The following is a 14,012-nucleotide window of genomic DNA, read 5'->3' as shown; positions in this document are numbered from 1 at the left end:
TTTTTGGATGATTGATACCCAATGAGCATCAATTGCGAAATCCTGGATCTACGCGCATTCCTGCTGGTGTCGGAGACGCGCAGCTTCCACCGCGCCGCGGAGATCCTGCACGTCTCCCAGCCGGCACTCAGCCGACGGATACAGAAGCTGGAGCAGGCTGTGGGTTCGCCACTGCTGGAGCGCACCACGCGCAGCGTCAGCACCACCGCCGTCGGCGAGAACCTGCTGCCGCTGGTGCGTCGCATGCTGGAGGAATTCGATGGGTCACTGTTCTCACTGCGGGGCCGGGACGATACGCGGGGCGCTACCGTCACCATCGCCTGCCTGCCCACGGCGGCGTTCTACTTCCTGCCCAGCGTGATGGCGCGTTTCCACGAAGCGCATCCCAACGTGCGCTTCCGGATCCTGGATATCCCGGCCACCGAAGGCCTGCAGGCGGTAGAGCGTGGCGAAGTCGAGTTCGGCATCAACTTCATGGGCGCCAACGATCCGAATCTCGATTTCGACGTGCTGGCCGAAGATCCCTTCGTGCTGGCCTGCCGACGCGATCATCCGCTGGCCCGCAAGCGCAAGGTTGAATGGGCCGATCTGGCCGAGCACCAGCTGATCACCGTGCATCGCACCAGCGGCAACCGCACGCTGCTGGATGGTGCCCTGGCGCGCGAGAACCTCAAGTTGAGCTGGCACTACGAAGTGACCCACCTGTCGACGTCACTGGGCATGGTCGAGGCCGGCATCGGCGTGTCGGTCCTGCCGAAGATGGCCACGCCGGACGGAGATCATCCGACCCTGGTGACGCGCACGATTGGTAACCCCGTGGTGTCGCGCACGATCGGGATCGTCCGTCGCCGGGGCGCCCTGCTCTCGCCTACTGCGGAACGCTTTCTGCAGATGTTGATGAGCCAGTGGCGCGGGGAGACATGAGCATCGTTTGCTGGACAGGCCGCCCCCGGATCTGGCCGAGGGTGATGGCCGGGCATGGCTCGGCCCTACAGAGGAGCCAGCTCGCGCGCAAGGAAAGGCGCTGTCCTGCTTCCCCGTGCGCGGGCCACCTGTTGCGGCGTTCCCTTCGCCACGATGGTGCCACCCGCGCTGCCTGCGCCCGGCCCGACGTCAATCACCCAGTCCGCCTGGGCGACCGCCCGCATGTCATGCTCGATCATCACCACCGTATTTCCTGCGTCGACCAGCCGCTGCAGCTGAACCAGCAGCCTGTCCGCATCCGACGCGTGCAGGCCGGTGGTGGGTTCGTCCAGCACGTAAAGCGTGCGCCCGCGCTGGCTGCGCTGCAGTTCAGTGGCCAGCTTGATGCGCTGGGCCTCGCCGCCTGAAAGCTCCGTGGCCGGCTGGCCCAGCCTCAGGTAACCCAGGCCGATGTCCTGCAGCAGCTGCAACGGCCGGGCAATGACCTCTTCCGCCATGAAGAATGCATGCGCCTGGTCCACGGTCATCTGCAGGACCTCGGCGATGTTGCGGTCGTTCCACAGCACCTTCAGCGTGGCCTCGTTGTAGCGGGCGCCGTGGCAGGTGGGGCATGGGGCATAGACGCTGGGCATGAACAGCAGTTCGACACTCACGAAACCCTCGCCTTCGCAGGTTTCGCATCGGCCCTTGGCTACGTTGAACGAGAAACGACCCGCATCGAAGCGACGACGACGTGCGGCGGGCGTCGCCGCGAACAGTTTGCGCACGTGATCGAACAGCCCGGTATAGGTGGCCAGGTTGGAGCGTGGCGTGCGGCCGATCGGCTTCTGGTCGACCTGCACGACCCGCTGGATGGCGTCCACATCACCGGCCAACTGGCCTCGCGTGGTTTCCATCACCGTCGGCCCGTCGTTCGGCGACGCCTCGGCTCCATCGTCCGCGGGTTCATGCCCCAGGTGCAGCAGCATCAGCTCGGGCAAGGCCTGTGCCATCAGGCTGGACTTGCCCGACCCCGAAATGCCGGTCACGGCCGTCAGCAAACCCAGCGGCACCTGCGCGTCCACTCCCTGCAGGTTGTGGCGATGGATGCCCTGCAGTTCCAGCCAGTAGGTGGCGGTGCGCTGCCGACGGGTGGGCGCGGGTACCTGGTCGAACAGATACAGTGCCGTGCGCGACTCCTGCACCTGGCGCAGGCCGCCCGGCTCACCGCTGTAGAGCACGCGCCCTCCCCGCTCGCCGGCCTCCGGGCCCACGTCCACCAGCCACTGCGCGCGGCGCATCAGCTCCAGATCGTGCTCGACCACGAACACCGAGTTGCCACCATCACGCAGCCGGTCCAGCGCGTCGTACAGCGCCTGGCTGTCGGCGGGATGCAGTCCGGCCGAAGGCTCGTCGAGCACGTACAGCACACCAAACAGCAACGAGCTGAGCTGCGTGGCCAGCCGCAGGCGCTGCAGTTCGCCGGCGGACAGCGTGGGCGTGGCGCGGTCCAGCGAGAGATAGCCCAGGCCAAGCTCGCGCAGTTGCCGTACCCGCCCCATGACTCCGCCCACCAGCCGCTGAGCGGCCAGCCGCTTCTCTTCGGACAGGGCCGAGGTCAGGCGCACGTCGGGGGCGCCCTCGTGCGTCGCGCGGCCACTCGCGGCGCGCCGGGCACGATCGCGGGGTGTCGCATGCCTGCTGATAGGTGCACCCTTGCTGTGTGCGCCGAAATCACCTTCCGCGATGGGCTCCAGCAGATCCGCCAGTTGATCCAGGGGCAACCGCATGAACTCACCGATATCCACGCCCGCGAAGGTGACCGAGAGCGCTTCCGGCTTCAGGCGCTTTCCGTGGCAGGCCGGGCACAGCTTGCCTTCCATGTAGCGGGAAACCCGTTTGCGCATCAGCGCGCTCTGGGTGTTGGCGAAGGTATGCAGCACATAGCGACGCGCGCCGGTGTATGTACCCATGTAGCTCGGCTCGAGCTTTCGCTTGAGCGCAGCCCGGGTCTCGGCAGGCGTGAAGCCTGCATAGACCGGCACGGTGGGCGTTTCTTCCGTGAACAGGATCCACTCCCGATCCTTCTTCGGCAGCTTCTTCCACGGTACGTCGATGTCGTAGCCGAGCGTGACCAGGATGTCGCGCAGGTTCTGGCCATGCCAGGCCGGCGGCCAGGAGGCGATGGCGCGCTCGCGGATGCTCAGCGACGGATCCGGCACCATCAAGGCTTCCGTCACCTCGTAGACGTGCCCCAGCCCGTGACAGGTGCTGCAGGCGCCCTGCGGGGTATTGGGCGAAAAGTCCTCGGCGTAAAGCATCGGCTGGTTGGCCGGGTACGCACCTGCACGCGAATACATCATGCGCACCAGGCTGGACAGCGTAGTGACGCTGCCCACCGATGAGCGCGCGTTGCTGGCGCCGCGCTGCTGTTGCAGGGCCACTGCCGGCGGCAACCCGTCGATGGCGTCCACATCGGGCACGCCGGCCTGGTCGATCAGGCGCCGTGCATACGGCGCAACCGACTCAAAGTAGCGCCGCTGCGCCTCCGCGAAGATCGTGCCGAACGCCAGCGATGACTTGCCGGAGCCCGAAACACCGGAAAACACCACCAATGCGTTGCGCGGGATGGAGACGTCGACATTCCTGAGGTTGTGCTCGCGCGCGCCGCGCACCTCGACGCAACCGCTGGCAGCGGCGGCACATGACGATTCACCAAAGGGGGGCTTGGACATCTTCGCGATCCTGCAGGCAGTGAGCGGCGCGCGTAGGGGCGCGCCCGATAGTGCATTTTCGCTGTTGTGGAGTGAATGCGGGTGATGGCGTGGTCACGCCATGGTGCGCCGATACAACTGATCGAGCGTAGCCGTGCGAACCAGGCGGCCGCGATTGTAGAAATGCAGCACCGGCTCGCTCAACGTCACGTCAGCCGGAACCAGGTTCATGCCTTCGCAGCCGACCACGACCGAGCCCCATCGTCCGACGGGAACAACCCGCGATGCCATCCGGGTATCAGCGAGGCATCCTGGCCCGATTCCTGTGGCATTACCCGCGTTGAATTGACGGCTGGATCCGAATCGGTACAGAGATTCCGCGCGGGGGGAGCATGCCGTGAACCTCTCCGGCGGCAGCAGCGGGGCATCGGCAAGCGCCGGGCCCGCAGCAAATGCGGCGATGAGCGTGATGAAAGCCTTCATGTCGCTGCACATCCCAAGGGAGCGGCCGCCGAACCGCAAACTAAGCGGCGTGCACGTAGGGCTCAACCGCGGCGGCCAGCACATCGATACCCCACGCAGAACCCGCAATCTCCTCGGGCTGGCTTCTCTTGAAGCGTGACCAGTCGGCCCTGGCAAGCCTGCCGACCAGAAGCTGGTCGGCAGGAAGCTGGTGCATCGACCAATAGGGGAACTGCCGGGTAGAGACACGTCCCCGGGCCAGCTCCACCACATCCGTGTGGCTGGTCGATTGCAGCACCCGCTCGTAAACGCTGGCCACCCCATCTTCCGGCCCTTCGAAGTACTGCACGAATCGCGTGCCGTCATGCAGCAGCACGCCTGTCACCCCTGCAAGCTTGTTGAACCTCGCGGCATCGGTGACGAGTGCTTCCAGGCGGTCAATCGAAAGGCCTTCAACGGCCTGGCTTGCGTATACAACGGCCCGGATGGGCATGGACTTCGCCTTGAATGCAGGGCCACGTCGGCACCTATTCACACTCTAGCACCCGGCGCAAGTCCGAGCCGTGATGCGTATTCTTAATTCTTCAGAATACGGTTCGCGCCTAGCAGCGCGACAGGCGGCATGATGAACGCCCCCATACGTTCAGGGCTTTATTCATCTTCATGCGCGACATCGGACAGTTCTATGTAAACAGCGTCGAAGGAGTGGCGCGTGAGGATGGCACCCTGCTGCAGGTCACCCGGATCGATTGTTCCTGCCTGAAGTGTTCAAGGCAGTTCCGCGCCATTCCTGATCATGGCCTCGTCGATCTCAACGGCGCTGCTTCGCTCAGTTGCCCAGGCTGTGGCAACCACCAGTCCGTCAGCCGGGCGCGGCTGGAGGAGTTCGTGCTGCGTAGTGATGCATGAGCTGAAGCGCGCCGTTTCTCGACACTGTGCCAACCCTGTCGACACCTTCGCCTCGCATCTTCCCGTAGTGCACCCACAACGGCGTTCCAATGAGTCATACCGGCCTATTCAAGATCAGGGACCTCACCTACACGCCAGGCGCGGAGGGCGACCTGGCCCGTGCCCTGCAGATCGAAGCCACCTGCACGGCCTGCGGCGCAACCAGCGTCTGGGGCGAGCAGGAAATGGAGCATGTGCGAGGAGGAACCGTGCTTGCGTGCCGGGCGTGCGGTACGCGCCAGGCCATCAGCAATGCGGGCCTGATCAGTACCCCGTCAGGGATACGCCACCGCCGGGGCTGAGCGGGGCGGCACCGGGTCATGCGCTGCCCGGCAGGCACGATTGATGGCCTGTCAGCGGCGGGCAACCGATGGCAGCGCCCGATGCTGGTTGATCCAGTCCAACGACTGGGCAATTCCACCGAACGGAAAGAAGTGCGGGCTGACCAACCCGTGGGCATCAGTCAAACCGCCCGCCAGACGGTCCACGAACACCTCCGGGCCCGCGCTGCCCAGCAACCGGCCGATCGAGATGCCATACCGGGACAGCATCAATGCACTGGCCCCCACCCCGCACATTGCGGCGTAGCGTACCAACCGCGCGATGCTTGCCGGGCCCGGCACGCCAACGAGCACCGGAACGTGGATGCCACGGGCGCGCAGCGCGTGCAACCAGGCCAGGACGATGTCGGCATCGAAGGCGAACTGCGTGATGATCATTGGCGCCATGCCGCGCGCTTCGATGGACTGGCACTTGTGTTCCAGTACCTGCCAGCACGCGTCACTGCCCAGGACCGGATGGCCATCGGGGTGACCGCCGATGGCGACGACCTTGATACCGGCCCTCTCCAGAAGGCCGCTCTCGATGATCGAAGCGCTGTCAGCAAACGGTCCGGCGGGCGTGGCCAGGTCGCCGGCGATCACCAAGCACTGGGCGACACCTGCCTCGTTGGCGGCACGCTGCAGGAAGCGCTCAAGCACCGCACGCGACCCGATGCGCCGCGCCGAGAGATGCGGCATCGGCTCGAAGCCCAGTTCACGCACCCTGCGCGCCGCTGCCAGGCGTGCGTCGTCGTCCTCGCTGGCCAGCCAGGGAATGGAGATCGTGGTGCCACGCGGAATGCGGGTGGCTTCGGCACCCAGCGCCGGCATGGCCCTGGCGCTCACCTCCAGCGAAAAAGCATCAAGGAAGGCCTGCACCCGCAGCGACGTAGGCGCGGACATCACGCGCCCACGCCTGCATTGCTGGCCAGGGGCGAACTGTTCCGCGCCAGTTCGATGAAGGCCTGCAGGTAGTCGATGCTGGTATCGGCTTCGCGCGCACCCAGATAGATCTGCTTGGGAATGCCCTTCGCACCGAGGCGCACCGGCACCACGTCCATGCGGGTGGCGTACTCTTCCACCAGCCAGCGCGGCATGGCGGCCACGCCACGACCGCTGGCCACCATCTGCATCATGATGTCGGTGGTTTCAATGGCCTTGTGCCGTCGCGGCGTAATGCCGGCCGGCAGCAGGAACTGGTTGTAGATGTCCAGGCGCTCGAACGGCACCGGATAGCTGATCAGCACTTCCTGGCCGAGCTGGCGCGGCTTCACGTAATCCACCTTGGCCAGGGCGTGGTTGCTGGCCACCACCAGCACCTGCTCGTAGTCGAACACGGGAATGAACTTGAGGCCTGGCTTGAGCAGTGGATCGGGGGTAACCAGCAGATCGATCTCGTAGCCGAACAGCGCGCCGATGCCGCCGAACTGGAACTTCTGCTTGACGTCCACATCCACATCCGGCCACGCGGCCAGGTACGGCGAGACGATCTTCAGCAGCCACTGGTAGCAGGGATGGCATTCCATGCCGATGCGCAGCGCGCCGCGCTCGCCCTGTGCGAACTGGCCCAACCGCTCCTCGGCCAGATCCAGCTGCGGCAGCACGCGGTTGGCGACGGCCAGCAGGTATTGCCCGGCCTGGGTCAGGCGCAGGCTGCGGCCTTCGCGCAGCCATACATCAGTGCCCAGCTGCTGTTCCAGCTTCTTCATGCTGTGGCTCAGGGCCGACTGGGTCAGGTTCAGTACGCCGGCGGCCGCGGTAAGCGAGCCCTGCTGCTCGACCTGCTGCACGATGCTGAGGTGGATCCGCTCCAGCATGACGATGAATCCTGCTCATGGATAGGTGAAGTAATACCATTTTACGTCATGGAAGGGCATGGCTAGCATCGGGTCATGCTTTCACCTGCCCGCCCCCTTCGAATCGTCGCCGTGTCCGGCGGATTGCAGCGCCCCTCCAAGGCCGCCACCCTGGCCGAGCATCTGATGGGCCTGATCGGCGAGGACATCCACAGCGAGCAGCACCTGGTCGAACTGGGCGAACTGGCCCCGCAGCTGGCCGGTGCGCTCTGGCGTTCGCAGTTGCCCGACACCGTGGAACGCCAGTTGACCACCGTCGAGCAGGCCGATGTGCTGGTGGTGAGCACGCCGGTCTATCGCGGCTCGTACACAGGGCTGTTCAAGCATTTCTTCGACTTCGTCCACCAGGACGCACTGGTCGACACCCCCATCCTGCTGGCCGCGACCGGCGGCAGCGAGCGCCACTCGCTGGTGATCGACCATCAGCTGCGCCCGCTCTTCAGCTTCTTCCAGGCGCGCACCCTGCCGCTGGGCGTCTACGCCACCGACCGGGATTTCGCCGACGGTCGCGTGCACAACGACGCCCTGGTCGAGCGCGCACGGCTGGCGGTGCGGCGGGCCATGCCGCTGCTGGACCTGCCTCGCCAGCGCCTTGCCGACCTGGAAGCGGCCGCAGCACTTTGAATGCCGGATGCCCTCGCCCGCATCCGGATGTCACCCCGCACTACGGAACGCCACCCATGACGACCGACACCTTCACCTTCAGCATCACGCAGATCCCCTTCAACGAGGATTACCAGCCTGCCGACGGGACGCGCATCACCACCAATTTCGCCAACCTTGCCCGCGGCGCGTCCCGCCAGGAAAACCTGCGCAACACGATCAGCATGATCAACAACCGCTTCAACGATCTGGCGCACTGGGACAACCCCAGCGCGGATCGCTACGCGGTCGAGCTGGACATCATCTCGGTGGAGATGCACATCGGCAGCAGCGGTGGCGGTGATCCGTTCCCGCTGATCGAGGTGCTGCGCCCGACCATCGTCGACACCCGCACCGGCGCGCGCATCGAAGGCATCGTCGGCAACAATTTCTCGTCCTACGTGCGCGACTACGATTTCAGCGTGGTGCTGCCGGCCAGCAACGAAGGGAAGGCCACCTTTGGCATCCCGGAGGGCTTTGGCGACCTGCATGGCAAGTTGTTCAAGCATTTCCTGGAGTCCGAGGCCTACCGCGCCAACTTCAGCAAGGGGCCGGTAATCTGCATCAGCGTATCCAGCAGCAAGACCTATCACCGCACCGAGAACCACCACCCGATCCTGGGCGTGGAATACCGCCAGGGCGAGTTCTCTCCCACTGACCAGTACTTCGACAAGATGGGCCTGCAGGTGCGCTACTTCATGCCGCCGGGCAGCGTCGCACCGCTGGCGTTCTACTTCCAGGGCGACCTGCTGGGCGACTACTCGAACCTGGAGCTGATCGGCACCATCAGCACGATGGAGGCCTTCCAGAAGATCTACCGCCCGGAGATCTACAACGCCAATTCCGTGGCCGGCAAGGTCTACCAGCCCAGCCTGAAGCACCAGGATTACTCCTCCACCCGCATCGTCTACGACCGCGAAGAGCGCAGCCAGCTGGCGGTCAAGCAGGGCCGGTTTACCGAAGAACACTTCATCAAGCCGTACCGCGCCGTGCTTGAGCAGTGGGCTGCCCGCTGATCCATTGATTCCCCATTCGCCCCCAGGAAACCAGACGCAATGTCGACGAAGAAACTGCTTCCCACCTCCACCGCAGGCAGCCTGCCCAAGCCCTCCTGGCTGGCCGAGCCCGAGAAGCTCTGGTCACCCTGGAAGCTGCAGGACGACGGCCTGACTGAAGGCAAGCAGGATGCACTGCGCCTGTCCCTGCAGGAGCAGCAGCACGCCGGCATCGACATCGTCAGCGACGGCGAACAGACCCGGCAGCACTTCGTCACCACTTTCATCGAGCACCTCAGCGGCGTCGATTTCGAGAAGCGCGAAACGGTCCGCATCCGCAACCGCTACGATGCCAGCGTGCCGACCGTGGTCGGCGCCGTGAGCCGTCCGAAGCCGGTGTTCGTCGAGGATGCGAAGTTCCTGCGCCGCCAGACCACGCAGCCGATCAAGTGGGCCCTGCCCGGCCCGATGACCATGATCGATACGCTGTACGACGCGCACTACAAGAGCCGCGAAAAGCTGGCCTGGGAGTTCGCGAAGATCCTCAACGAGGAAGCGAAGGAGCTGGAAGCCGCTGGCGTCGACATCATCCAGTTCGATGAGCCGGCCTTCAACGTGTTCTTCGACGAAGTGAACGACTGGGGCGTGGCCGCGCTGGAGCGTGCGGTTGAGGGCCTGAAGTGCCAGACGGCGGTGCACATCTGCTACGGCTATGGCATCAAGGCCAACACCGACTGGAAGCAGACACTGGGCTCGGAATGGCGGCAGTATGAAGAATCGTTCCCCAAGCTGCAGACCTCCAGCATCGATATCATCTCGCTGGAATGCCAGAACTCGCACGTGCCGATCGACCTGATCGAACTGGTGCGCGGCAAGACGGTGATGGTGGGCGCCATCGACGTGGCCTCCAATACGGTGGAAACGCCGGAAGACGTGGCCAACACGCTGCGCAGGGCGCTGCAGTTCGTGGATGCCGACAAACTCTACCCAAGCACCAACTGCGGCATGGCGCCGCTTGCACGGGAAGTGGCACGCGGCAAGCTGCGCGCGCTCAGCGAAGGGGCCAGGATCGTGCGTGAGGAGCTTTCGGCGTAACCCTGGCTGGGGAGGTGTTCCCGTTTCGGTGCGGCGAGGATGGATTCTGGCCGGGCACAGACCAGGTTCCACCTCGTCCCTGCACCTCGGGCCTGGCGGCCATCACGCGCGGCCGTGGCGCCAGCGCTTCCTTGATCCGCCCCATCTCGCTTGCGCCGGCCTCGGCCAGGCGCCGGGCCTGCTGCCGCTGCGTCCGGGTCAGTGGCGGCGCGAACACGGCGCCCGGTTCGGGTGCACTCTGCACCAGTCGGGCGACGGCGTCACGCAGTGGCAGTTGTGGGCAGAGCCGCGCCGCGCACCAGCGCTCGGCGTAGCGCTTCGCCTGGCGGGCGCTGGCGACGGACACGACCTTGCTCTGTGACATCCTGCGTGCGTCCAGTTTCAGGCGGAACCCGAGCACGGCATGCGGCACGATACTGGCCACCGAACGGCCGTTCCACCACAGATCCCAGCGCTCGCCGCTCTGCACCCAGCCGGACGGCCGGGTGACGATCATGAAATCTGGACGGTGAAATGATGAGCCCATGATGGGAAGCATACGAACGCCCGTCGCACCGGCTGAGATCAGGGTAACGCCCCCCTGCACTGCTACGCCTCCACGAAAAGCAATCAATGTGACGCGTCACGGCTGATGCTTTCGATCCAGTCGATGTAGCGCGATACGCGAACGTTGTAGACCACCTGGCCATAGAACCCCGCCTCGAGCGCATGCTCTGGAACCGCAGTGATCCACGAACCAAGCCCCACCAGCTGCGGCGTTCCGTGATCATCAATCACCAGCGGACCGCCGCTGTCACCGTTGCCGAGAACCCCCTCCAGCGGCAGGGCCTGCGGTGGCGGATCGAACCGGTACCAGAGATACCGTTCGTTGCCGCCGGTAATCGCGTTGAATGCCCGCCGCAGGGTCGTGCGATGCGGGCCGCCCGGCACCAGCCCTACGACGCCATTGCCGGTAGCCCCCTTTCCTATCAGGGCCGCGATCTGCGCGACTTCGGCAGCACCGCGATAGAGCGCTACGGGCTGTACATCCTTTACAGCAGTCGCAAGCCTGATCAGTGCGATGTCATCCGATGCTGCCAGGAACGCGTGGATCCTGGAGGGATTTCCTGTCGCCAGCGCCTCCTTGCCCAGGGCCTCCGGCATTCTTCTGAAACCGGGATGCACAAAGACGCGCTCGACCGCATAGGCGCGTCCATTGATGGAGATGGATTCTTCCATCCCTTCCATGGGTGCCGCATGCGCTGCGGTCAGTACCCAGCGCGGGGCGATGAGAACGCCATGTCCTTCACCCGGCATGTCAGCCAGCGCCGGGAAGACAGAGGCATCGATCTGATACCGGGCGTCGTCAACGTCATCACGGATGACCACGGCACCGGCAGTGAACGGGAGCGCAGCAAGCGCCAGGAAAAGCCAGCGGTTCATGGGGTCGTCATCCCTGCGGTCGATCGCTATAGCCTAGCCGAGGGCATTGCCGCGGCGCAGACCATGCGACCAACGATGATATCCAGCGACGAACGCCAGGAATGCGAGCGCAAAGCCCTGCGGCCGACAGCCGCCGGGGCCGAGCAGTCTGTCCAGATCGGTTCCAGGCTTGTCCGACACGTCGTCCTGCGAAGCCACATTGGTCCACGGACCGGGCCGCGTGGGCCCGAGCCTCAGCGGGAGGTTCAACGCGCCGCGATTCTCCCGACCAGGGTATCGATCGCCGCCTCCATGGCACGCGCGGTCCGGTCGCCGCTCTGGTTGGTGATCACGAAGATGCCCAGATCGTGCTCCGGCATGATGTAGATGTAGCACTGCGAGCGTGGAACGCCACCGTGGTGGGCGTAATAGACACCCTTCTGGCGATCGCCAGCGACGATGTTCCAGAAATAGCCGATGCTGAACTCGTCGTCGAATCTGGCCAGAGTGCGATGCGATTCCTGCACCACCGGGCCGTTGGCCAGCTGGAACTGAAGGTATTTCACCATGTCGGGCACTGTTGCCTTGACGTTGCCGGACGCGCCCCATGGCAACTGTGGCATCGGCGAGGTCGGCACCGGATTGTCGCTGTGGTAGCCGATGGCAAGACGGTCTTTTTCCGCACTCCCCAGCCTGATCCCGATGCTGGTCATTGCTGCGGCGTCGCTGAAGAAGCCACGCAGCAATGACGTGTAGTCGGTCTTGTAGACGCCTTCCAGAATGTGGGCCGTCAGCTCCGTCCCAGCACTGGAGTAGGCGTACTCTTTCCCGGGCATCCGTGGGATCCGCACGGCGTGCAGATCCCTCAGGAAATCCGGCTTGCCGTAATCCGCATAGAGGGCACTGAGTTCACCGGGCACGCGGTGATCGGTGAAGTCCTCCAACACGGTGTTCGCCCGCTCCGGCAGCATGTTCGGCAGGCCACTGGTGTGTGACAGCAGGTGACGGACCCGTATGGGCTGGCCCTGGTACTGCAGGTTCGGATAGTCGCCCTGCAGGTAGCTGCGAACGTCATCCTCCAGGCCCACCCTGCCCTCAAGCACCGCACGGGCCATCAACGTGCCCGCCAGGGTCTTGCTCAGCGAGCCGATCTCATACAGCGTTGCGTCGGTCGGCACATCGGGCTTGCCGGCTACCATCTCGCCGCGGTGACGGATGAAGGTCTTGCCCCGGTACACCACGCCGATGGAGGCCGAGTGCAGCAAAGGCTGTTCGATCAGGGCATGGGCCGCCTCGTCGACCGCCGCCCCCACATCGTTCGGCGGTGCCTTCCTGCCCTCGCAGCCGACGGCAAGGAGCACTGCGGATAGCACGACGGCATTGAGCCATTGCCGGTTTCGGGCAGTCGTTGACATGGATTCCATGCGCCGGCGCTTGAAGGTCGTGGGAACGGGCGCTCACGATAATCGATTGCCATGAGCGGCTGAAGGTGCCATCCGGCACCTCCAGTCGCGCCCCTCCCTGGAAGGCCCCCTGCCCCCCGTCAGCGCTGGTAGTCCTTCAGGAACAACCAGGTGATCAGCGTGGCGTCCGGCCCCTTCGGGTCGGTGAATGGCAGGCCCGACTGGCTGCCGCTCCAGGCATGCCCCATGCCCTGCACCACGTAGTGCTGGACCAGCGTCCTGCCACCGTAGGCGTAGGTGTCGACGGTATACCCGCGGCCGGCCGGCACCTGGCCGTGATAGGTGCTGGTCGGCACGTACTTCACCGAGTCGTTGTCCAGGCCGTCGTCGGCCAGGTCATTGGTCTGCAGGAACTGGCGCACGGCCTGCTGGCCGTTCACCGGATTGACGGTGAGATCGGCGCTGCCATGGAACACCAGCACCGGCAGCGGTCGCGGCGACGGCGAACCCGAGCACTGCCACGCCAGACGGCCATTGCTGTCCGGCGAATAGATGCTGCCGGCCAGCAGTGCGTAGGCGCTGCCGGAAATCGTGGTCGCGCCCTTGAACATGCCACCGGAGTGGATGGCGCCGGCAGCGAACACATCCGAATAGCAGGCCAGCATGATCGAGGTCATCGCACCACCTGCCGAAATGCCGGTGACATAGACCCGGCGCGGATCCACGCTGTAGTCCGCTTTCACCTCGTCCACGATGCCGGCCAGGATCGACGCTTCGCCGCTGTCGCGGGCCTGGTTGATCGGCAGCTGCCAGTTCCAGCAGCGGGCCGGATTGGAGGTGACGTTCTGCCGGGGGTAGACCACGATGAACCCTTCGGTGTCGGCCACATCATTGAAGCCTGACGCCTCCCCCATCAGGTTGGGCCCGTTGACGCAGCCGTGCAGCACCAGCAGCAACGGTAGCGGCTGCTGGTCGTCGTAGCCCGCCGGCACCCACACCTGGTACTCGCGGGCGCCGAACAGATTGCCGTACAGGCCAACGTCCCAATGCCCGGCCGGGCCTGAGGCGAGGGCACTGCCCGCCATCACCAGCCAACTGCACAGCACCAGCAATACAACCTTGATCGAATCGATTCCGGATTTCATGGCCAGATCCTCATGCGTGAGTCGTGGATGAAGTGGTACCGGGACGCGCTTCCGGCTGGGGGCGCGCCCAGTATCCGCATCCAGTGGCCGCTGCCGACTGGACCTAGGTCCACTCGCCGCTGCGTGAT

The 14,012-nt window shown here is 65.0% G+C and carries 14 protein-coding genes; 5 read left to right on the top strand and 9 right to left on the bottom strand.

What is annotated here, in order from left to right; genetic code table 11:
• Window positions 1-21 precede the first annotated feature (21 nt).
• Window positions 22-924: a LysR family transcriptional regulator gene (locus H4O10_RS00750; protein ID WP_005409730.1), complete on the top strand. Its 903-nt coding sequence runs from the start codon at window positions 22-24 to the stop codon at window positions 922-924.
• 65 nt (window positions 925-989) lie between these two features.
• Here the strand turns inward: H4O10_RS00750 and H4O10_RS00745 are convergent, their stop codons facing one another.
• The 3 genes from H4O10_RS00745 to H4O10_RS00735 all read right to left on the bottom strand — a co-directional run bounded on the left by H4O10_RS00745 (window position 990) and on the right by H4O10_RS00735 (window position 4,572).
• The gene (locus H4O10_RS00745; protein WP_012480315.1) at window positions 990-3,638 is read right to left on the bottom strand and encodes an excinuclease ABC subunit UvrA; all 2,649 of its coding nucleotides are present in this window, start codon (window positions 3,636-3,638) and stop codon (window positions 990-992) included.
• 93 nt (window positions 3,639-3,731) lie between these two features.
• Window positions 3,732-4,100 carry a hypothetical protein gene (locus tag H4O10_RS00740; protein WP_134946164.1) on the bottom strand — a complete coding sequence of 123 codons (369 nt, stop codon included), beginning with the start codon at window positions 4,098-4,100 and terminating at the stop codon, window positions 3,732-3,734.
• Window positions 4,101-4,140: 40 nt separating this feature from the next.
• Window positions 4,141-4,572 carry a BLUF domain-containing protein gene (locus tag H4O10_RS00735; protein ID WP_043033421.1) on the bottom strand — a complete coding sequence of 144 codons (432 nt, stop codon included), beginning with the start codon at window positions 4,570-4,572 and terminating at the stop codon, window positions 4,141-4,143.
• 170 nt (window positions 4,573-4,742) lie between these two features.
• On the opposite strand from H4O10_RS00735, the gene H4O10_RS00730 reads away from it, so the two are divergent.
• The gene (locus H4O10_RS00730) at window positions 4,743-4,988 is read left to right on the top strand and encodes a hypothetical protein (RefSeq protein WP_012480318.1); all 246 of its coding nucleotides are present in this window, start codon (window positions 4,743-4,745) and stop codon (window positions 4,986-4,988) included.
• A 392-nt stretch (window positions 4,989-5,380) separates the two neighbouring features.
• Here H4O10_RS00730 and H4O10_RS00725 read toward each other — a convergent pair whose 3' ends face one another.
• Both H4O10_RS00725 and H4O10_RS00720 read right to left on the bottom strand, forming a co-directional pair.
• Window positions 5,381-6,250, bottom strand: coding sequence for a methylenetetrahydrofolate reductase (locus tag H4O10_RS00725; RefSeq protein ID WP_012480319.1), 870 nt, complete (start codon window positions 6,248-6,250; stop codon window positions 5,381-5,383).
• The gene (locus H4O10_RS00720; protein ID WP_012480320.1) at window positions 6,250-7,164 is read right to left on the bottom strand and encodes a LysR family transcriptional regulator; all 915 of its coding nucleotides are present in this window, start codon (window positions 7,162-7,164) and stop codon (window positions 6,250-6,252) included. The genes H4O10_RS00725 and H4O10_RS00720 overlap by 1 nt, the downstream gene beginning before the upstream one ends.
• A gap of 75 nt (window positions 7,165-7,239) precedes the next feature.
• Between H4O10_RS00720 and msuE the strand changes: the two genes are divergently transcribed.
• From msuE to H4O10_RS00705, 3 genes are read left to right on the top strand one after another with little or no spacing between them, the layout of a single operon-like run.
• Window positions 7,240-7,827 (top strand): FMN reductase, encoded by a 588-nt coding sequence (gene msuE, locus H4O10_RS00715; RefSeq protein ID WP_012480321.1) that lies wholly within the window; start codon window positions 7,240-7,242, stop codon window positions 7,825-7,827.
• A gap of 56 nt (window positions 7,828-7,883) precedes the next feature.
• Window positions 7,884-8,861 (top strand): DUF1852 domain-containing protein, encoded by a 978-nt coding sequence (locus H4O10_RS00710; RefSeq protein ID WP_012480322.1) that lies wholly within the window; start codon window positions 7,884-7,886, stop codon window positions 8,859-8,861.
• Window positions 8,862-8,900: 39 nt separating this feature from the next.
• Window positions 8,901-9,935, top strand: a complete 1,035-nt coding sequence (locus tag H4O10_RS00705; protein WP_012480323.1) for a methionine synthase — start codon at window positions 8,901-8,903, stop codon at window positions 9,933-9,935.
• On the opposite strand, the gene H4O10_RS00700 is transcribed toward H4O10_RS00705, so the two are convergent.
• The 4 genes from H4O10_RS00700 to H4O10_RS00685 form a co-directional block, all read right to left on the bottom strand.
• Window positions 9,892-10,461 carry a hypothetical protein gene (locus tag H4O10_RS00700; RefSeq protein WP_225792127.1) on the bottom strand — a complete coding sequence of 190 codons (570 nt, stop codon included), beginning with the start codon at window positions 10,459-10,461 and terminating at the stop codon, window positions 9,892-9,894. The two genes, H4O10_RS00705 and H4O10_RS00700, sit on opposite strands and share 44 nt — an antisense overlap.
• An 83-nt stretch (window positions 10,462-10,544) precedes the next feature.
• Window positions 10,545-11,357 (bottom strand): trypsin-like serine protease, encoded by an 813-nt coding sequence (locus H4O10_RS00695; RefSeq protein ID WP_012480325.1) that lies wholly within the window; start codon window positions 11,355-11,357, stop codon window positions 10,545-10,547.
• A gap of 245 nt (window positions 11,358-11,602) precedes the next feature.
• Window positions 11,603-12,751, bottom strand: coding sequence for a serine hydrolase domain-containing protein (locus tag H4O10_RS00690; RefSeq protein WP_012480326.1), 1,149 nt, complete (start codon window positions 12,749-12,751; stop codon window positions 11,603-11,605).
• 128 nt (window positions 12,752-12,879) lie between these two features.
• Complete coding sequence (locus H4O10_RS00685) at window positions 12,880-13,884, bottom strand: PHB depolymerase family esterase (protein WP_099596128.1); 1,005 nt, start codon at window positions 13,882-13,884, stop codon at window positions 12,880-12,882.
• Between the last annotated feature and the right edge of the window lie 128 nt (window positions 13,885-14,012).

The organism is Stenotrophomonas sp. I18B00994 (assembly GCF_014145825.1).
GTDB lineage: Bacteria > Pseudomonadota > Gammaproteobacteria > Xanthomonadales > Xanthomonadaceae > Stenotrophomonas > Stenotrophomonas maltophilia.
This window is presented reverse-complemented; position numbering and strand designations above follow the sequence as displayed.